Below are 22237 nucleotides of genomic sequence, written 5' to 3' on the forward strand. Positions count from 1 at the left end.
GTTGCTTTGTTTATTATGATATCGTGATTGTATTTACTTTTGTTACCTTAGAGTAAGGTAGCTTTTAAGACTGATTAATTCCGCTTTGATTCGAGGACAACTCGATTTTAAATCAGCCCATTTTTATTCTTCTTCATATTCGAGGATAGAAATTCCCAAATAATTGGGAATTTCTATCGAAGTTAGTTCGTTTACTTCCATAAGTAATACTCCTTCCGAGGCTGTCCTAAGATAAAGACCGAATCTAATTCAAGATTAAGACATAAGAGGGTTAATTTTGCAAACGGTAGTGGATTACTCTGTTGGTAAATTGAGAGACAGAAAGCCGTTTTGATCAAATTTTAGGAGAACTAAGACACTCTCAGCAAGAAAGAACTCGGAAATGGAGTGAAAATTTAAAACCTGTAGATCACATGTTTAGAATAAATTTATTGCTGATAGTGGGGTTCATTTGGATAGATTTAAAGTAAAAAACAAAAAGAATGTTAGTTGCCCCCAAAAATAAAACATTTCTCCATAGAGATTCCCACTAAAATCATAGAAATTAACAATAAAATTAATCAAATATGCTAGTTGTAGGGTATTTTTAGGTTAGTGATAATTTTGTCAATTACTTAGACAATATGAAGTGCTAGAAAGTATAAAAAGATTGCTTTATAGTTTTTGAAAACTATAAAATTAAAGAATGACAATTTCTATGAAAAAATGATTATGCTACATCTATAAAGATTAAAGATTCACTTACACAGAAAAATAGACGTGACAATTAATGCTTCTACTATGTATCGTTTAGTACAAAAAAATACTTCATACCGTAGTAGCTTACACACATAGAGTTCAAACTCTAAGACAAGAACATTCTACAAAACTAGAACAACTCAAACTTTTAGACTTAATTTTTGGTTACGAAACCGGAGTTTAGCTCGTTACAATCGGTCAGTGTGTCGAAGCAACTCAAAAAAAACGAGCTTATGAAAAGACGAAGAGACAGCTAAAATAGAAGAAATCACAAAAGTTTCCTTAGTCCTAGGAAAGATGTCTTGAATAAAAAAGAAAATAAGGTATATTTTAAAAACTCAAATAACAGGTGAGGAGACTTACAATAAATTTCTGAAATTAACATAAATTGCTGAGCAAAATTTTGAGAAAAATAGCTAAATAATAAGTAGATAGATCGTAAAATTATAGGTTGTTTCGATAATTTAATTTTCTAAGGAGTGGACGAAGATATTAATCAGAAAATTAAATTAATTAAAAAATAAGCTTATGACTTAACTTACTTTTATCGTTCTAGAAAGAGAATTTTATTAAACTTATATTTTTTTACAGATTTATCACACTCGATTGAAAAACAAAGTTTGGTAAAATTTTAGAGATAAAAACAGATTAAGCCTAAATATACTGTAAAGACAAAAGAACAGATACGATAATTCTTCCTAGAAGGATATACTATTATTTTAGTTAAAGTCAAACTAAAATAATAGACATAAGAATAGTTAGATCTATATTTTTTACCAGTTTATATCCAGAACTAAATATAATAGGAGGAGAATGATATCAAATAAAAATTGGTAAAACTGCCAGAAATATATTTGAAGATGAATATGATTTAGCTAAGGCAGTCCAAAAATTCTTGCTTAAAGAAGTTAATTTTTTAAAAAATTAAAGTAATATAAATTCAGGGGAATTGCTCACAATATAGAAATAAAAAATGATTTACTTCTTTAATGTTTTTTGTTTTTTCAAGGTTAATCACTCATAGGTCTAAGGAGATAAAATAAAACGGACCTGCTGAATCGACTGTGGCAAAATCATAATCAACAAAAGTTAAAAATCTTGCTTTGCAAGGTTTCTAAAATTCCGAAAATCTAGTTTTTATAAAAATTTATTTTTTATGGTTATAGAAGACAGTCAGGATAATAGTTTTAGAAGTTCTTGGCTGCTAATTTGTCAGACTTAGTCTATGCAAACCAATAAAACTGATTAATTAAGCTAAATATCTCGATATTTTTTATTTCTATTTTCTTTCCGCTCGCCACTGCTGCATAACAACAGCGATGTCTGGCTTTCCTGTTAATAAAACACCTACCTGGGTTTCATTCCAACGTACCATCCAAGAAGGTTGAAGTCCCAAAACCACAATGCACAAAGACAAGACAAAAGCAGGAATTCTTTCTGACCATAAAACACGGGGTAATTGAGCTAGTTCAGGAGTTAACCGACCAAAAAAGACACGGTTAACCATCAATAAGAAGTAAACTGCCGTTAAACCACTTCCAACTAAACATAATAAAGTTTGAATCGGGAAAATAGGAAAGCTTCCGCGAAATACTAAAAACTCTGCAATAAAACCGGCCATCCCTGGAATTCCAACGCTGGCCATTACTCCTAAAATCATTAAACTTCCCGTAATCGGTAAACCCCGTTGAGGGTTAAGCAACCCCTGTAAAAAGTCCACATCAAGGCTTCCGGTCTTCTCGGAAACTACTCCAACTAACAGAAATAATAGGGCAGAAATTAACCCGTGACTGACCATCTGAAAGGTAGCAGCAGTAATGCTTAAGTGAGTGGTAGCCGCCGCAGCTAATAAAACATAGCCCATGTGAGCAATGGAAGAATAGGCGACCACTCTTTTCATATCTTTTTGAAGAATTGCGCATGACGCTCCATACAAAGCACTTATAGAGGCCAATGTAGCTAACCAGGGACCAATAAATACCCAAGCATCGACAAATAATCCTATCCCAAAACGCAATAACCCGTAAGTTCCTAATTTTAATAAAATTCCTGCTAACAAAACTGAAATAGGGGTCGAAGCTTCAACGTGGGCATCAGGCAACCAAGTGTGGAAAGGAAAAATGGGTATTTTAATCCCTAAACCAATAATAAGGGGAGCCAGTAAAATTAATTGAGTTGACAAAGGTAAAGTATGGGTGCGTAGTGTCTCATAATCAAAGTTATATAACTCTGAGAACCATGCTAATCCTAAAAATGAAGTCAAAATCAGAATTCCTGCAACTGTTGTGTAGAGAAGAAATTTCATCGAGGCATAACCCCGCTTTGCTCCTCCCCAAATTCCAATAAGAAAATACAATGGGATAATGTCTAACTCAAAAAAGAGGAAAAAGAGTAACACATCTTGGGCAACAAATGCTCCCATTACCCCACTATTAAGAATTAGAATCAAAACATAATAAAATCGTGATCGCTTAATAGTTTGACTACTGGCATAAATTGAGATTAAGGTCAGTAAACTGTTGAGAAAAATTAGAGGAAATGATAGTCCATCAACCCCTAAATGATAATTTAACCCAATTCTCGTAATCCAAGGTAAATACTCAGTAAATTGGACATTTGGATTAGTAGGGTCAAAATTGAAGCTGAGAATAATATTGATAATGAGAGGTATACTTGCGATCACCATAGCCAACAGGCGACAATGGACTGAATTTAACTTTCCTGGCCAAAAAGCGATTAAGATAGCCCCTACTAATGGAATCCAAATCAAGGCGCTGAGTACCATTAATACATCGACTCCTTACTGTTACTAAAAATTTGAACTGACTTCAATAAAGTATTGATGACCAATAATTTATTATCATTCCCCATTCTTCACTAAGAACAAAGCACATCAATAAACTCACTCCAATTAAAATAGTCAAGATGTACAATTGTGATTGTCCAGACGTATTATATTTTAAAATATTGCCACTGAAAATAGTAGCTAGGCTCACTAAATTAACTGCCCCATCTACTACATAGCGATCAAACCAAATAGTCAAATAAGATATTCTTTCTACTGCTGCCACTACCGTTACTTCATAAACACGGTTGAGGTAAAAATCATAGGCAAATAAATCTTGAAAAAACCGCAGATAGAATTGAGTCGGCCTAGTCCAAGACTTTCTTAGAGGACTAACAATTCCAAGGAGACAACCAATGATTCCTGATCCAATTGAAAGGGGTATTGCCCATTGAACAATGATAATGTCTTTATCAGTCAAAGGTGACACAGCTGATAACCAAAATGGCCAGCGAATTGGAGCAATAGAAGAAACTAGAGTTGTTAGGGTTAACGTCACCATCGGAAAAGCTATTGGCCAGGAAACTTCGGGAGTTCGACGGGTCTTAGGTTGAGGATTCCCTAGAAACACTAAACGGAAGACACGGGTTAAATTCCAAGAACATAACAAATTTACAAATAGTACAATTGCACACAACCATCCAGGGACATTCCAATCCCCATTAAACCACCGTTGTAATGTCCAAAACATCCCTAAGGGTAGCAATGCAACTAATCCGGCAGCACCTGTTATAAAACTGGTAGTAGTAGCGGGCATACGTGACCAAATTCCTCCCATTTCTGTTATATTCTGATTATAAGTCGTTGAAATAACCGCTCCTGCACTCATAAATAATAAGGCTTTTGTAATCGCATGGGTAAAAACTAATAATAAAGCAATATCGACTTGACCTAATCCAACTGCAATAAAGACTAATCCCAAATAAGCACTGGTAGAATGGCATAGGGTTCGTTTGATATCAATTTGTGCCAACGCCATCAACGAGGTTCCTACTGCTGTTACCGACCCTAATATAATTAGTACGTCAGAAGACACGGGGGATAGAGTGAACACCGGTTGTAATTTAATCAACAAATACGCTCCAGCAGAAACTACTATCGAATTTCGCATAATTCCGGCAGGGTTTGGCCCTTCCATCGCTTTATCAAGCCATAAATTAAGCGGAAATTGGGCACATTTACCTGTAGGACCAGCAATCAACGATATTCCTAATAATCCTGCCGTTAAAGGGGCTAAATTTGAGCTAATTGCCCATGTTTCTAGTTCAGAGAAGGTCAACCCTTCTCCATAACTAGAAAGAGTGACCAATCCCATTAATAAAATAATATCCCCAACACGCTTGGTTAAAAACGCATCTCTGGCCGCGGCTACTACTAATGGTTGAGCATACCAGAACCCGACTAAAAGGTAGGTAGATAGAGTAAGAATTTCTAAAAGACCATAACTCAGCAACAAAGAATCACTAAGAGCAATTCCGCCTAAAGCAGCTTCAAATATCCCCATCAATCCAAAAAATCTGGCTAAAGACCAATCTTTCTCCAGATAACCCAGAGCATAGAATTGAGCAAGTAGGCTAATGCCGTTGACTAATACCAACGCCCCTAAACTAATTGGAGACAGTTCTATAGTTAGGGACAAATCTAAATCAGCTACCTGAAGCCATTGAAATATTAATTGTTCAGGTTGGCCTCGCCCAATAATAGAAAAAGCCAATGAACTGTGAATAAAAGCAAATGCTATCATTAACAAATTCAGGTAGGCCGCTGGCCTAGGTCCTGTGCGACGAATAATTCCTGAAGACCAAGGCAGGGTTAACACCGAACCGATTAGACCGTAAATCGGGATCAACCAACTACTGTGTACAATAAAACTGCTCATCTAAAGTAGATTATTTAAGGGTCTTTACTCTTATAGAGCATATCAGTTTTCATGCCTAGTTTCTACCTCATATGACGAGGAAGCTGCTATTTTTTGGTAAAATAAAGTCAAATCTATACCTATTGATTGTGATGTATTACTGGGTGGGTTTCTGGAAAGTTTTTTGAACATTGCTAAAGGTTAAAAACAGTTTTTAACCTTTAGCAATGTTCAAAGACACCACCGGAATTCCGGCTCACACCACGACCACTAAAAACCATAGTAATAATGGCCATAGTTATGGTGCAAGTGACGGCAATGGTAATGGTCATTTGCCAGAGGATATTGTTTTCCAAGTCAAAAACCTACTCCAATCTGGCTATAAAGTAGGGCACAATTTGCCAGTCAACGCTTTTTTCGGACTAAATCTTGGTTGACCGGTCTTGCTATTGAGAGTATTGCGAGAAACGAAAGTGATACGAGCATTAGAGGCTTTTTTATCTGAACATAGTGGAGATGTGTGTTTAATCGAGATTGACTCCAATGTCAAACAACGGATATCAAAAACCATTATTCATCGTCCTGAGAAAACCTCACAAATTCCATCTAATGGTTCAAAAGTGACAAAGCATTGCAGCCAAGGATTAACTAGTAGTACAACTTCTAGTTCTACTTTAAACGCTGAAACGATTAGCCAAGTGAGATCACTACTTTCCCAAGGATATAAAATTGGCACAGAACACGCAGATAAACGCCGCTTTCGTACTAAATCCTGGCAGAGTTTACCCCTATTGAGGACAACCGTCCGATATTATTGTTGCTCTAGAAGCTTGTTTAGCTGAACATCAAGGGGAATATGTGCGCTTACTGGGTATTGATACTTAAGCAAAACGCCGTATCTTAGAAACGATAATTATAACGTCCTTAATTGTAGGGAGAAGGGGTGAGATTCAATCTTGTCCCTTTATGACTACTAAATAATAGTAATGCATTTACCTTTTATTCATCCACCAACTCAGTTAGATATTTACTTGGTGACGTTGTTATTCATGAAGGTGCAGTCATTGTACCAGGAACTATTCTCCAAGCTGCGCCTAATAGTCAAATTTTGATCCGAGAAGGAGTTTGTATTGGCATGGGAAACAGAATCAATGCTTACTAAGAAGATATTGAAATCCAATCTGGTGCTATCTTAGGGGCTGGGGTTTTAGTGATTGGCCAAAATAAAATCGGTAAAAACACTTGTATTTGTTTTTCAACCAGTATTATTAATACTTCTATTGAACTGGTAATAACCATTGAAGCAGGCTCACTAATTGATGATACTTAGTGATTATTTTCTGCAGCAATATCTAAACCTTTAGAGTAAACAAAATTAGGAATAAATGTTTTTCCCTAGTCATAATGACTTGATTGATGAAGCTTCAATAGATTTAATTGAGGTTTAATCTCTCTGTTGACAATTGATCTATTTCTAACCGCAATAATTTTCCTCATAATTCACAAATAACTAAAGAGAAAAAAGCTAATTTTTTTGCAGAAGGCAGGAAATATATTTAGTTAGAAACAAAAAACAAAATTGAAGATAGTGCCAAGATTACAGAGTAATCTAACTCTCATTTTTATTCAGTATAAACCAAAACTATCCTGTGATTTTCCAGATGTATATCAACAACCTTTTATCGAGTTAAAAGTTGTTGTACCTTAGATAGAAAGTAATAAGAATAAATAGCAAGTAATTCTATTATTTAAATCTTTTTAGGAGAATAAATAAATATCTTTCTTATAAAAATTTGAGTTTTTTTAGTGAATCATTTCTTTTATAAAATTTTTTATATCTAATTTTTAAAAATCTGTCTTCTCTGACTAAGTTAGTAGTTTGAGCTAACCCTCAATTGAGGTCAGTGTTATAGAGACTTTGTCTCTTCTTTTTTTGCTGTTTTAAAAACTGCTTAACTAGTATATTTAAAAAGTGATAGAATTAGTTATCTTGGATATTTATAAAAAAATATAAATAATAATTAAACTAAATATGTGAAATACATTGATTAAATCAACTATACTTTTTTTAAATGTTTAAAAAAAATTAATAAGCAATAAAGAGAGTATAACTATCTATGATATAATTTGAACTTAAAGAATAAATAAGTAAATTAACGGTTAGCTAAATACCACTTCTAGCGGAAAGATAACTTTCTAAAATACTTTCTCTATTACAGGTAGGTTCAGATTTAACTTGTACGCGGATAAATGAGAAATTAATCATGCCATTTATGGAGGAATTATTCTATGGTACAAGCCCAATCTAAATAAGGGTTTAAAGCTGGTGTTCAAGACTAGCGCCTTACCTATTACACCCCTAACTATACCCCGAAAGACACTGTACTTGCTTCTTCAGGAGGACCCCAGGTTGGGGTCCTCCTGAAGAAGCAGGTGCGGCAGTTGCGGCAGAATCCTCTACCGGAACCTAGACAACAGTTTGGACAGATAATTTAACTGACTTAGATCTTTACAAAGGTCGTTGTTATGACATAGAACTTGTTCCTAACAAAGATAATCAATATTTTTGCGACATTGCTTATCCTTTAGATTTATTTGAAGAAGGTATCTGTTACGAACGTTCTCACCTCTTTAGTAAGTAAAGTATTTGGATTTAAAGCACTACGAGCATTACGTTTAGAAGATGTTCGTTTTCCTGTTGCCTTAATTAAAACCTTCCAAGGACCTCCTCATGGAATCAAGGTTGAACGGGACAAATTAAACAAGTATGGTCGTCCTTTATCCGGATGTACTATTAAGCCTAAACTTAGTCTGTCGGCTAAAAACTATGGACGCGCTGTTTATGAATATTTATTCGGTGGCTTGGATTTTACCAAAGATGACGAATGATATTAACTCTCAACCCTTCATGCGCTGGCATAATCGCTTCCTCTTCGTCTAAGACGCAATCACGAAAGTGCAAGTGGAAACCAATGTAAAAGTCATTATCTCAACGTTACTGCCGCTACTTGCAAAGAAATGCTCAAGCGAGCAGAATTTACCAAATAAATTAGCACTCCCCTCATCATGCAATGCACACAGTAATTTTTTCTCAGAAAAACCATGGTATTCACTTCCGAATTCTAGCTAAGTACCTCTATCTGGTGGTGATCACCTTCACTCTGGAACTGTTGTTGGCAAATTAGAAGGGGAACGAGACATCACTATGGGGTTTGTCGACCTGATCTGTGAAGACTATCTTGAAGAAGACCGTACTCGTGGTATATTTTTTACCCAAGACTATGCACCTATGCCTGGAATCATGCCTGTTGCTTCTAGTAGTATCCATGTATGGCATATGCCCGCCTTGGTGGAAATTTTTGGAGATGATTCTTCTTTTCAATGTGGTGGTTGTATTTTAGGACACCCTTGGGGTAATGCACCCGGTGCAACCGCTAACCGTGTGGCTCTCGAAGCTTGTATTTAAGCCCGTAATCAAGGCCGATATTTGTCTGGCGCAGCCAGAAATCAAGTTATCCGTGAAGCTTGTAAATGGAGTCCTGAATTAGCTGCCGCCTGCGAACTCTGGAAAGAAGTCAAGTTCGAATTTGAGGTAATGGACACACTCTAATTTAGAAATAGTTGTTAATTTTGAAGAGAGCAAAATTACTCATGTAAAAATACTCATAACTGACAATTATGTCCTGATTTGGACAAGGAGTAATCTATGAACTATAAATAAGTAGCCAAAGAAACGGTTTGAGTTTCACAAAATTACCTGACTTACTAAGCAGTTTGTACCATTATCAATCACTTATCCGAAACTAACCCGACTCAGGTTCTTTGGCTGATTCAATATAATTCATCCCATAATATCCAGAGAAGTGTATTTAGAGAGATTAATAACTCAAAATAAGGAATGAGTATTGTGGATTATGTCAGTACGATAGCATCTAGCAAAAATGGTACTGGAATTTTTACCAAAGATAGTAATGGCTGGAATTAGTCAGGCAAATATGGAACACCATCGTCAGTTATTAACACGACTAATTCAGTTTCAAACAAAGATTTCTACCCCTAATTCAGAAATCTCTGAGTCTGAAGATAAATGACTCAAATAATCCTTAAATTAGTTAATTGAAGAAAATAGATAACCCATGAAAACTTTACCTAAAGAGCGTCGTTACGAAACCCTTTCTTACCTACCTCCATTAACTGATCAACAAGTCGCCAAGCAAATTGAAAATATGCTAGATCAAGAGTTTATTCCTGGGGTTAAGTTTGAAGAAAATCCTGATTCCACAACCTATTTTTGGACAATGTGGAAGTTACCTTTGTTGAGTTCTCCTTCTGCCCAGAAAATTCTAGTAGAAGTCCGTAAATATCGCTGTAAGTATCCCAATGGCTATATTCGTGTTATTGGTTTTGACATTGTTGGATATTAATTCTTTGAAACTAACTTGGGACACCTTTTCAGTTAGTGTTTCAAAGCCTATCTACTGACATAGTAGATTTGTCCTAGGTTTTTTATTTTTGTGGAGTAAAGTAGCAGTTACAAACAATGTAATATTAATTATTAACTAATGAATTAACGAGGGTAAAACACTAAAAAAAGTAAGTCTATTATCTAAATAGCTAGCAATATAATTAATTTTTAATCAACTTTAAATGAGACTAAATGATGTACTGGATAATTAAAAAAAAAATTACTTTTCTGTCTGTTTATTATGCTTATATGATGGAGTACCGTGCTGAAATATTTTTTTGGATTTTGTCAGGATCGTTGCCTATTATCTTAATGGGAGTTTGGATAGAAGCAGCTACCCAAAGTGAGTTTAGACTAAGCCCAGTTGAGTTTGCTCGTTATTTTTTTTGTATTTTTCAAATAAGACAATTCACTAATGTTTGGGTGGTTTGGGATTTTGAGAGAGAAGTTTTGGAGGGTAGACTATCTTTTAAATTGTTGCATCCTCTTGATCCAGGCTGGCATCATGTAGCTAGACATGTTACAGAAAAAATTACCCGATTGCCTTTAGTTATCTTTTTTACTATTTTATTTTTTTTGTTATATCCTCAAGCTTTTTGGATACCTGATTTATTCCATTTTCTGTTAGCCTTTGTAGTCATAGTTGTTGCATTTGTATTGAATTTTTTAATTCAATATACTTTCGCTATGTTTGCTTTTTGGACAGAAAGAGCCAGTGCTATTCAACAGTTTTGGAATTTAGCCTATGTTTTCCTTTCAGGAATGACAGCTCCCTTAGATGTATTTCCTGATAGAGTTCGTGAGATAGTTATGTGGACTCCTATTCCCTATACTGCTTATTTTCCAACAGCCTTATTAATGGCATTACCTGTGAATATTATTCATGGTTTATTGATTATGATGGGATGGTGTATTATCTTCTTTGTTGTTAATCGTTGGTTATGGCGACGGGGAATCAAACAATATTCTGGAATGGGAGCCTGATTAAAGAGACTTCTAAGTCATAAATTCAGTTATATACTATAAATTTAGTACAATTTATTCATTTTAGACTTTTTTCCCTAAATTTACTCTAAGAATTGAAGTTTGATCATTAGTAGATAAGATATTTTTCTATGTTTTAAGAGATTGAACATCTCCTCTTAATTTTAATATTCTCGAAGTAGAAAAATATTGAGGATCTAAGACAAATGTGGAACAAAAATGAAGTTATACGTTTTCCTCAAATTAAAAATTTATCTCCCTCATTGATTTTATCTAATTTTTTTCGCTTTAAAAAGAAAAAAATAAATATAACTCCCCATCAAAATACTCAAAAAATAAAGCACAATATAATAACCATTATTATTGAAAATAGTAGCTCTGGAAAACTCTCTTTTAAAGAAAGTAAATCTTGGAATGGACAGACAGGAATTTATCAAATACCACAGGATATAAATCCCGGAGAGTTAGTTACCTTTGATTTGAGAAAAGACTCCCTAAAGAAAAATCAAGGAGTTGTAGTCTACCAAATAATGGATCACTGTCACCAAGATTATTTACTGATAATAGGTTGGTCAGACCTTAACAGTTTAAAGCTTCTAAACCACGCGTTTATTAAACTTATGTTAATAGAAGATTACCAACAAACAAATTTTGAAAAGATTCAAACTTGGATTGATAATAGTGAAAGTCAATCTTATTCAATTGTTAATGGGTATTCAGCTTGCGCTAAAGCGATCACAAAAGGAAGTCTTCCTCTATGGGTTAATTGTCTCAATTAAATCCTATGTTAAGAGATTTTTTTAAATTTTTTTCGTCATTATTACTAACTGAAATCTAATTATTTTGTTGAATTATCAATTTTTGTTTATGAGTTGACTTTCTTTCAAGAGCAGCATGGGCTAAATAATATCGATTTCTTTTGACAGTTTTTCTCGTTACTTTATGTCAACTATTTCTTTCAACGATTACTCTTTTATATTGAAGTTTAATTTTATGCCAAACTATTTAAATTCTTCCTAAAACTTCCCATAATAACTGTTGAGTATTCTGATAATTAGCCTCTTTAAAAACTTGTACCAAAAATTTATATATTTGACAAATACTATTATTTTTTTGAATCAAGGGAACGAAGTCTTTAGTTCGAACACTACAATTAATTTTTAATAAACACCAAGCAGAAACTTACATTGATAATAACACAAAAATATTCTCTCGGATAAACTTAACTTTTCCTAATAAATGTTAGCAATGATGTTCGTTTTATAGTATCACTGGATTTACGAGACTGAATAATAGTATCATCACCACAATCAATGCCGTGATGTTTATCATCCCCTTAAAGCGTTTAATAATTCTCAATATACATAATGCCATTGCGTGTCACATGTTTAGTAACTATTAATCATTCTTCCCCTAATCCTAATTCCAGTTTGAGTAATTGAATTGATTTATCTCCAATATAATTTTCAGAACAAATAACATGAGGGGGACGAATGATGTCATCTCTAATAGCTCGGATAGCTTGTTTAACAATAGGATAACTAGCTGGATCACTAATAATTGTTTGGGCTGAACGAACTAGTCCCCTAAGTTTAACATGATCGCTTGCCTGAGCTGAAATTAACAATAAATCATCTCCCCGCAGGCTATGAATAAGAATTTCTGCTACAGTTAATATTCCTGGACTAAGACTAACAATACCTAAACGAGTATCTAAAGGTAAATCCTTAATAATAGCTAGTTCTTGACTGTAATCGTAAATATTTAGAGGAATAACCCGGATGGACAACGGAGATGCAATAGATTCAGCATCAGCAAAAAAATAGCTACTTGTAACTACGGTTCCTGATTTAGTTTCAACTAGAACCTGAGCTAATTCTTCGAGAGGAACTAATTGTACGGGAATCGCTAAAGCTTTCTCTAGTTCTTGTAAGATTAACTCCCCCGCTCCTAAATCTTTAGTAGGAACTGTGACCAATACTTGCGCACTACAACGTAAACGCCAGTCAAGGGCTGCTAAAAATAATTCCTTAACCTGAGAAATTGTTAATCCTTGCCACAACAACTCATCAAGGCTTTTTTGAACTAACTGACTAGCTTCAGGATATTGAATAAATAAAGGAGAAGCAGGGAGTGTTCCCCCTTCATTTCCCTGAACTTTAACGTAAATACCTGATCCAGCAATAGACTCTACTAGACCAGCTTCCTCCAATTGTTGATAGACTTTACTGATCGTGTTGCGATGAAGTCCTGTAATGGTAGCTAATTGTCGCGTGCTGGGTAAGCGATGACCGGGATGGTATTGACGAGAAGCAATAGAAAAGCGAATCTGGTCAAATAACTGCTTAGAAGAGGGAATACCACTATCAGATTGGATTTGAAATTGAAGCATGTCAACCAAGTCGAGGAAAGAGTCAACAAGACATAGACTTTTAGAGGTCATTCTAACGTATGATACGTTATTTTAACGTGAACAGTTTCGCGGAAATATAGCAAAAATATACTTAACTGAATATAAAAGCTAATATAATAAATATATTGGAATTCTAGAAAATAAAAATGAGTTTGGACAATATTAAAGATGGACTGGAAACCTGCTTCCCTCCAAGATAAAATTGGTGTTCACTTCAAAAATAGCGATCTTCTTTTTGAGTCTCTGATTCATCCGTCTTACGCTCAACAACTCAACCGGTCTGAAAATAATAATGAGCGGCTGGAATACTTAGGGGAGAAAATTCTGGAGTTGATTATTACGAATTATCTCTATCAAAACTGTTCTTATCTAGCAGTAAGCAAACTGACTACTTTGCGTGATAAATTAGAAGAAGGGGAGAAGTTAACTAACCTTTGGTTTAGATTAGGGTTAGGAGAAAGTTTCCCTTTTTTGGCCACAAAAGATGAACGACATCGTCTCCGCATTAAACGAAATAATCCTTTTGAAAAAGCTCTGAAAGCATTAGTAGGAGCTATACATATTGACCGAGGTTTACCTCAGACCTCTAATTGGGTTAAAAAACAGTTAATCGCTCCATTATTAGCCCATCACTTGAAGAAAATTCAAGATAGATCAAACCCCAAGAAACAACTCCAATTTTTAGGAAATGCCCTATTTAATGCAATAGTTGCCGACTATTTTTATCAGCTTTTTCCTTACGTTAATCCTAGTTTTTTAAGTAAAATTGCTAAAAAGTTAGTAGTTAAGGAACAACAAAATAAATACATTAATAAACTCACTTTAGAAGATTGGAAAATTATTGATACTGAAAGCGAAAAAATATGTGAAAAATCATTTACCGGCTTGTTAGCTGCTATATATCTTCACTTTGATCAGCAGAATAGTAAAACAAGCTTTAGAGAAACAGGTAGTTGGTGGGTAAATAAATGTATTGATGAAGATGAAATTTGGCGTGAATTAATTACTTTACTGGTAAAAGATGGAGTTCCTCAAAAATGGATTATTCGTCAGGTAATGGGATATGAAAGTAAAGATTATAATGAAGGCCGTAAACGTTTTCACGAACTAATGGAATCTTCGAAAATCGATAATGAAATAAGGGTCGGCGATCACGATTAATAGAATAATTAAACAATTTGACTTTTATGTTCTTCTAGATGAAGTCAAGTTCTAAATATAAATAGAATACTCATTGGTTATGGTAGTGCTGTAAAAATAACTCTAATTGAGATGTTATCCCCAGACGAATAACCAACTACAAGAGAAATTTACATTTGCGGCGGCAACCGCTTATTAGGCATAATAATAGTGAATTCCGTATTGAGAATAAAAAGTATATTTTACTAGTAATCTTACTCTTTCTAAAAACTTAAAATTTTGTGATTATTCAGACTATTTTGTCAGACTTTATCATCTAAAATCTTGTAATTGTCGTTACCGCATTTAAGAGGTTCTCGAATTAGTTCAATTAACTAGCAAATCTAATAGTAGAGTTAACGGTGTATCACGGAAAATAAAACACTGTCTAAGTTTAGCTATAATTATTACTTATAAAACATTTTTTTACTTTAAGATAAATTTTGATCTGGATTAGAGCCTATTGAGAACATACAGGGTTAAAACCATATTAAAGTTTTATATTTGTCCAAAATTACCATTTTAATTTCTTCTCATATTCTTAATAACTTATCTTAGTTATGTACATTAGTTAGGATAATCAAATTTTTATTTTTCGCAGAAATAACTTCCTCACCTGAACTGTGTCAACGACTTTCCTTATAAGAAAGGATAATTTTTAATATAGGAAATTTAAAAGACTTAAAAGATAATTTCCATGAAAGAGAATATAAAAACATGTTCATCTAGAATAATAGTCAATTTTTACTAAAAAAAATAGTCTGTGAGTAATTTTTTATAGTGAAGACAAAGAGAGTAAAAAAATACTACAATCACTAATTACTAGAATAATTCTCTTTGAGAATTTCTATCATTTCTCAGAAGATTTAGAAAAAATTATTGAAATAAGGACATAAATAAGTTAGCTAAAATAATTAAATTTTATAGATTACTAAGAAATAATTTTAAACCCACATACTAAATTTTCTCTAGAGAAATAAGACAAATATATTTATCATTTTTTGACAAATAATTAACCTCAATAATTAACTCTAACAAAGATTAGTTATTGTAAAAAAATTGATAGTATGGAAGATACTGATAACAATTTCAAATTCTCTGGAAGATTAAAATCTTTAACTGTCATGTAACTTTAAAGAAAAATTGAATAAAAAAATATAGCAATTAGGTCTATATTTAGTATTTAAAATCAATGTTTTTTACACTATTTTAAGTAGTTTTTTTTTAGAAAATTGATCATCTTTTTCTTTGAAAAGACAAAGCTAAAGTCCACTTAGTCAACATTATAACAAAATACTTTTAGTATTAGATATGATCTATATCATTATTTCTATAATTATTATTTTTTGTACTACAATTTTTAAAAAATTTTCATATTTTTAGTATTAGTCAAATTTTTGTTTTATTAGTTACTATAATTGATATATTGATTGATAATTTATCAAAATAAAAATGTCTATAAATACTGAATTATATCTATTGTTTTTTTTTACTTATACTCAACTTTTTTATTAAAAACGCATACTATCATAAATATAGTTTATGCTTTTTGTAACATTTTTTTAAAAAGTTATATATAAAAAAATATAACTTTATTGTTTGTGTTAATAAAATTTGATTATTTTTATGCAGTTAGATAAGATTCTTTTTCCTGTCTATATTAAGATCAATAGTTTACATTTAAGAAAATTTAATCTCTAATAGCTATTTTGATTACATTATTATTTTATAATATATTTTAACCTATTTAAATCTATTAATTATAATGTAATTTAATTGTAACAACATTAAAGTTGGCTTTTTCAGTCAAACAAAACTAAAATTTTTAAGGTTAAATTATTGATAACTTTGCTATTTTGTCAATATTTATATTGGCTTTTGTATTATAGTTTATTACTAGGTGATGTCCTCATTACTAAATTTATAACTTTAAGAATATATCGTCATAAAAATGACAAAAATTATTGATCGATCAGTTCAATTTAAGTCTCAAGATACAGAAGTACTTCAATAATTATAACTTTCTTGAATTTAGGTATTATTTTTCCTTACTTAATATCAGTAATTTAAGTCGTTAATTTTTTTAGTAAAAAAATACTTACTCAGTTAGATTCTATTAGATAGTTTCACTAACTTTTAATTAATTCAAAAGTCAATTACTAATAATAAAACGAAGTCATTTTAAATAAAATTTAATGACAAGTTTTTTAGTTATATATCCTTGATCTCCAAAAAAAATATTAATTAAATAACGCGTTAACTAAGACATATATTTACAGTTATCGATATATCCTGAAGTAACTTTAAAAATTAATAATACACCCCGGTCATTGATAACTAAATTTAGTTTAATTTTTTAATGTTATCTAACAGAGTTCTGGTCTTATGTCGCTAGGGTTTTTGAAACTCAGTATGTTCTACTAAAACGCTAATAAAAAATTATGTTAGATTAGAATTGGGAGGAACTGATTCTTATAATTTCTCTTTTATTAGTTAGTAAGAAACAGTATATAAATATTATTTTTTAGAATATAAACTCCACCAAACAATCATATTTGACTAGATTAGTAGATATTTTTTTTAAATAAATAAAAATTGATAATACATAAAATTATTTTAAAATTCGATCCCATAAACCGTGAAAAGCGATTATGATAGTTGTGGTTCTATCTCTCATTAAACAATGAGCATTGATCTAAGAAAAAATGCTGTCAATTTAGAAACAGAATAACAATGCTATTTAAACCGATATTTTTGATATAAATGCTCAAAATTACAAAATATTTAGGCAAAATATCGTCTTAATTTTACATTTACAGCATCAGATCTTAACTAAGCTCACTTCTAGTATATAACTACTGCTTTCCTTTTTTTTATGGCTTTTCGTCAAACTGTAAAATGATAAAAGTTCAGCAGATATTGACATAACTTAACTTATCATTATTATTAATAATAAGCAAACTGTAATGAAAATAATTTCCAAATAAGGCTTTCGAGACGTCAATATTAATGACCATATGTGCATAATTTGACAGAACTAAAAAGACAAGGATGAAAAGCACGGATTAATAGGTAATTTTTCCCTTGTCTCAACAGCTACAACTGATTGGGCTTTATGTTCATTCTTAATGACCCTCGAGGGATATGAACTAACTGGTTGTTAACATTTTTTTAGTCTACTTAAATAGGTTTTTAAACCATTTAAATAGATTTTTAAACCATTGAACTAGGAGATAGGTAGATTTTGATTCTGAAGTTGAAGTAGGTTCTGGGGTTGGCTGCGCTGAAGTATTTATAGAATGTTCAAGGGGAACCGGTTCTGATTTTCTTTGAATTTTTACTAAAAACTGCTTTAATTTCTCTTCATCAGAGACAGAAGCTTCTCTAGCTTGTTTAGCCTTTTGAGAAAAATTTACTTCCCCAATATAAGTTAGCCAGTTCTCCAAGTCTCCTCGGTTTAAGTAATTAATTCCCTCTTGGGGATAATCCTCGCAGATTTTGATTAAATCTTCTACATTATTAGCCTGTTGACCATTACTAAATCTAAAAGGTTCTGTCATTGTCTTTTCCTAATCTCGAAGGGAATGATAAATCTCACTGCTAATCTTAACGATTTTCCTAAATATTAGTCATGGTCACGTTCAGAAAAAACTTACGATCTCATCATTAAGTATTTAACTGAGTGTTAAAAAATACAATAAGCCCACTATTACATTATCTTTTTTCGTCATAAATCAAGTTTTTTTTGAATGTGATACGTTATTTTAAACCCAAGATTAAACTAACCTCCAGATTAGTTTGTAAGTACAAAAAATTTTGATTATCACCCATAAACAGAATATTCACTATTTCACCATATTATGAGGTATTTTCCTAATAGAGTGAAAATCTACAGCGATATAATGTCCCTAGAAATAAATCTACAAAAAGCCATAAGAGAATCTTCCTAAGAGAGACATTCTTTTAGGGTTTAAAAATAATCAAAGAACTATTATTACCCAATTAACCCCATTTAAAATGAGTATAAAAGAAACCAATTTAGTCTTTATAACTAATGTTCTTTTCCAACTAAAATTTCACATTAGTCAATAGACGTCACTAGTTAATGTGTGTCACACCGTTAATGAATTATTCAGGGAACTAACTTAGATAAAGTGTACGTAGCTTAGGATATCACTGATGGTCAAATTATGTTTTCGATCAAATGCTTCTTTGTCCGTCTGATGTTTGGAAACACTGACATAGGTTAGTTAGTAATATTTTCCATGAGTTGCAGACTCCTTTAACGGTAATGTCTGGGTGTTTCACCGTTAACTTGTGACGGGGTACAGTAGTTTCAGCAATATCCAAGAAGAAATTCTCGAAATTGCCGCCTCTGAAGCTGATCACATGACTCAATACAAGATTTATTAAATTTGGCGCGGGCTAATAGTGGACAAATGTACTTTTATTTAGAATTCATTGTTTTTAACAATTTTCTTGAAGAGGTGGGGGCGATAACTCGTTCATATGGTAACTGTATCATTAATTTTAAGCTCCTATCAATTTCCCTGATTATTAAAACTAACAGTAATTTTATAAAATAAATTCTCCTTAATATAACTAATTCAGTAGAATGCTCCAGGGTTAACGACCTTATTAGTGTTAAACACTATCAAGTACAAAAAACCGTAAAGTTACAAGTGTGCGACCACGGTAAAGAAATTCTTTTATCAGATCAAGCTAAAACTTTTGAGTAATTTTATCTGGGAGATGAAGCTGGAAGTCACTCCACCAGAGAAACTAGACTCAGACTCTCCATTATTAGAACTTTAGTTGAAGGAATAGGGGAAACTATTGAAGTCATTTTTTAAGTCGATAGCCAGAATATATATACTGTCACTTTAGTTTATCTTGTAGCAATAAAAATTATAATTAGGTCATTTTAAAAAATTATGGCTAGATCGACTTTAATAAGATTAAGAGAGAAAAGTAGTTTAAAAAAAGCGAGAATTAGATACCAGCAGGCCTAATTATATTAGCTAAATAATAGCTAATATAATTAGAAGATCAAGAGCTGTCAAAATTAACTCAAAACGAAATAATTCTCCCGGGAGGAGAATAAGAGCATAAATTTTATGTTTGAATACAAAAGAGTGACCACCCAAGGAAATTACAGACTAGTAAAATTGTTATTAAATACAATTATATATATATTGACTAAAAATCAGCTATTTTTTTACATAAAGAGAAAAAAATAGAATTAATTAATAAAAATCAAATATTCTTAGAGAATATTATTTTTTAATAAAAATAGTAATCAGTAAAATTTAAATAAAATTTAAAAAAATAAAGTATAAAAGGTTCCTTATTTAAGGACTAATAATTATTTAGGACTAAACATTTGTATAAACACGGTTAGAGTTTTTTTCATAGAATTGCGCATGCGCAATAGATTTAATCATTTGCCTTTACTAAGGAAGACTGTCTTAAGTAGATTGATGTAAGAGTTAGAAACTATCTTTATAAAATTTAGTTGGGTCAACAATATTATTTTCTACAACTAAAATTAACTATACAATTTCCGGGAGCTTAGTATTATAATTTCAGAAAAAAGCGAGATGTTATACTTTGTGTCTCCAGCAAAAAAATCACATGCTCGATAGTTACACTCCTCATCCCAAGTTGTCTGATCTTGTTCTTAAAGATTCAGTAATACTATAGACTTGAGGTTCCGACTTCATTAACCAATATTGTATAACAATTGATTTGTAATGACCCTTCTTAAGCCTGCTGTCTACTTCATCGGTGCCGGACCGGGTGATCCAGACTTATTAACCCTCAAAGCACACAAAATTATTACTCAAGCTGATGTTATCTTCTACGCAGACTCCCTAATCCCTACACAGATTTTGCGAGATGTTCGTCCTGATACTCTATTAATCTCTACAGGCAGCAAAACTCTAGAGGAGATTATGACCTTAACTCAAGAACAGGTAAAAAACAATTATGCTGTCGTTCGTCTACATTCTGGGGATTTAACCATTTATAGTGCCATTCATGAACAAATGCGGATTCTAGCGGAAAAAAACATTCCCTTCGAATTAATTCCCGGAATTAGTGCTTTTCAAGCAGCGGCTGCTAAGTTAGGGGCAGAATTAACTATCCCTAATTTAGTACAGACTATTATCTTAACCCGTATTAGTGGTTGTGCATCAGCCGTTCCTGAAGCTGAGGAATTAGCCAGTTTAGCCGCCCATAAAGCTAGTTTATGCTTGTATTTAGCTGCTCGTCACATCGAAACAGCCCAAGAAAAATTACTAAACCATTATCCCTCTAATACCCCTATAGCAGTGTGTTTTCGTATTGGCTGGCCAGACGAGAAAATCTGGTTGGTTCCCCTAGAAAAAATGGCAGAAGTTACGCGGGAAGAAAAGTTAATCCGAACGACACTTTATATAATAAGTCCAGCATTAAACCCTAGTTTTTCAAGTCGATCTCGTCTTTATCATCCTCAACATTCACACTTATTCCGTCCACGAATCTAGAGGTAAATAGTATTAGAATAAAGGGTGCAATAAATATTTCTATAATTGTTAATAGCAAAGATTACCATGCAGGGTTTATTAAAACGTATCTGGAAGTGGATTAAAGAATTTTTTGGGCAGCTTTTTGGAAAACGATCATTCAATATCAGTATTGATAGAAACTCGCAAGAGTCCAATCGTCCTCTGACAGATACAGATTACGAGTTTTTGTTTAGCCAGTTACTAGAAGGTATTGCTCACGGCTGGCACGAAGGGCGAGTTCTCAAATATTTTGAAGATTTGGGAATACAGGGAAAATCGAAACCCTGGGTGGCTTGGTTAGAACGATTTGGGGACAAAGCTATAGCATCTTCAGCCCCTAATCTACAATTAGCCGCTAGGATGATGCGTTTGGGAGAATTGGGCCAATCTTTTCGGGAAACTGAAATGATTGGCAAAAAGTCTTATGAGATTGGCCAAAAAATCTATAGCCAAGAAGCAGAAAGTGGAATTTGGGAATATGAAGGTCCTGATATCGATAAACAAATTATCTCAAAAGATAGTTCTCAGAAGAATAGTTCTCATTTCCAAACTAACTCCCCTGACCAAATCACTCAAACCTTAACTATAGAAGAATTGCGCGAGCGTTTACACAAAGATGCGACCTTAGCCCAACAACTTGCTCCCCAACTGGGGATGGAGTCAAGCAATCCTGAACAACTAATTGAGACTCTACTTGAGCGGTTTCAAAATGAAGCCGCTAAACCTAAACAAATTAACTCTCCTCAAACAGAACAAGAATGGTTTAATCAAGGATTGCAACAAGCTAATCAAGGGGACTTAGAAGGGTCCATCGCCAGTTGGGATAAAGCTTTAGCAATTAATCCTTTCCTCTCTCAGGGATGGCATAATCGCGGTAGCGCTTTGGGCAATTTAGGACGATTACATGAAGCAATCGACAGTTTTGATCGGGCAATTTTTCTCAATGCTGACGATTTTGAAGCTTGGAATTCTAAGGGAAATGCACTATACGGACTAGAACAATGGGAAGGAGCAATCACCTGTTGGGATAAAGGGTTAAAATTACAGCCAAACTACTACCAAGGCTGGTACAATCGCGGTAGTGCTTTGGGTAAATTGGGCAGAATAGAAGAGGCGATCACTAGTTACCGTAAAGCCTTAGAAATTGAACCCAGTTTCGAGTTAGCTCAATCTCGACTTAATGAATTATCTGAGAAGAGTTAATAGT

Annotated in this window: 13 protein-coding genes and 1 pseudogene; 10 read left to right on the top strand and 4 right to left on the bottom strand. The window is 32.9% G+C overall.

Annotated features, from left to right (window positions below; translation table 11 throughout):
• Positions 1-2017: 2017 nt before the first annotated feature.
• Together P3F56_RS08270 and P3F56_RS08275 are read right to left on the bottom strand one after the other, a co-directional pair.
• Positions 2018-3523, bottom strand: coding sequence for an NADH-quinone oxidoreductase subunit M (locus P3F56_RS08270; protein ID WP_281152406.1), 1506 nt, complete (start codon positions 3521-3523; stop codon positions 2018-2020).
• A 43-nt stretch (positions 3524-3566) separates the two neighbouring features.
• Positions 3567-5462, bottom strand: a complete 1896-nt coding sequence (locus tag P3F56_RS08275; protein WP_281152407.1) for an NAD(P)H-quinone oxidoreductase subunit F — start codon at positions 5460-5462, stop codon at positions 3567-3569.
• 206 nt (positions 5463-5668) lie between these two features.
• Between P3F56_RS08275 and P3F56_RS08280 the strand changes: the two genes are divergently transcribed.
• The 7 genes and pseudogenes from P3F56_RS08280 to P3F56_RS08315 all read left to right on the top strand — a co-directional run bounded on the left by P3F56_RS08280 (position 5669) and on the right by P3F56_RS08315 (position 11669).
• Complete coding sequence (locus P3F56_RS08280) at positions 5669-5878, top strand: hypothetical protein (protein ID WP_281152408.1); 210 nt, start codon at positions 5669-5671, stop codon at positions 5876-5878.
• A gap of 36 nt (positions 5879-5914) precedes the next feature.
• Entirely contained in the window at positions 5915-6283 is a 369-nt protein-coding gene (locus P3F56_RS08285) for a ribulose bisphosphate carboxylase small subunit (protein WP_281152409.1), read from the top strand.
• Positions 6284-7730: 1447 nt separating this feature from the next.
• Positions 7731-9051: pseudogene (locus tag P3F56_RS08290) on the top strand (RuBisCO large subunit C-terminal-like domain-containing protein).
• 361 nt (positions 9052-9412) lie between these two features.
• Positions 9413-9532 (top strand): hypothetical protein, encoded by a 120-nt coding sequence (locus tag P3F56_RS08300; RefSeq protein ID WP_281152410.1) that lies wholly within the window; start codon positions 9413-9415, stop codon positions 9530-9532.
• A 45-nt stretch (positions 9533-9577) separates the two neighbouring features.
• Positions 9578-9865 (top strand): ribulose bisphosphate carboxylase small subunit, encoded by a 288-nt coding sequence (locus tag P3F56_RS08305; protein ID WP_281152411.1) that lies wholly within the window; start codon positions 9578-9580, stop codon positions 9863-9865.
• 236 nt (positions 9866-10101) lie between these two features.
• Positions 10102-10890, top strand: a complete 789-nt coding sequence (locus P3F56_RS08310) for an ABC transporter permease (protein WP_281153775.1) — start codon at positions 10102-10104, stop codon at positions 10888-10890.
• A 206-nt stretch (positions 10891-11096) separates the two neighbouring features.
• Complete coding sequence (locus P3F56_RS08315) at positions 11097-11669, top strand: hypothetical protein (protein ID WP_281152412.1); 573 nt, start codon at positions 11097-11099, stop codon at positions 11667-11669.
• Between the two features lie 623 nt (positions 11670-12292).
• Here P3F56_RS08315 and P3F56_RS08320 read toward each other — a convergent pair.
• The gene (locus tag P3F56_RS08320) at positions 12293-13282 is read right to left on the bottom strand and encodes a GntR family transcriptional regulator (protein ID WP_281152413.1); all 990 of its coding nucleotides are present in this window, start codon (positions 13280-13282) and stop codon (positions 12293-12295) included.
• A 189-nt stretch (positions 13283-13471) separates the two neighbouring features.
• Here P3F56_RS08320 and P3F56_RS08325 point away from each other — a divergent pair, with 189 nt between their 5' ends.
• The gene (locus tag P3F56_RS08325; protein ID WP_281152414.1) at positions 13472-14464 is read left to right on the top strand and encodes a ribonuclease III domain-containing protein; all 993 of its coding nucleotides are present in this window, start codon (positions 13472-13474) and stop codon (positions 14462-14464) included.
• 3194 nt (positions 14465-17658) lie between these two features.
• Here P3F56_RS08325 and P3F56_RS08330 read toward each other — a convergent pair.
• The gene (locus P3F56_RS08330; protein WP_281152415.1) at positions 17659-18042 is read right to left on the bottom strand and encodes a hypothetical protein; all 384 of its coding nucleotides are present in this window, start codon (positions 18040-18042) and stop codon (positions 17659-17661) included.
• Positions 18043-20235: 2193 nt separating this feature from the next.
• On the opposite strand from P3F56_RS08330, the gene cobM reads away from it, so the two are divergent.
• Together cobM and P3F56_RS08340 are read left to right on the top strand one after the other, a co-directional pair.
• Complete coding sequence (cobM, locus tag P3F56_RS08335) at positions 20236-21009, top strand: precorrin-4 C(11)-methyltransferase (protein WP_281152416.1); 774 nt, start codon at positions 20236-20238, stop codon at positions 21007-21009.
• Between the two features lie 66 nt (positions 21010-21075).
• Positions 21076-22233, top strand: a complete 1158-nt coding sequence (locus tag P3F56_RS08340) for a tetratricopeptide repeat protein (protein ID WP_281152417.1) — start codon at positions 21076-21078, stop codon at positions 22231-22233.
• The last annotated feature ends 4 nt before the right edge of the window (positions 22234-22237 follow it).

The organism is cyanobacterium endosymbiont of Epithemia clementina EcSB (genome assembly GCF_029919255.1).
Lineage (GTDB): Bacteria > Cyanobacteriota > Cyanobacteriia > Cyanobacteriales > Microcystaceae > Rippkaea.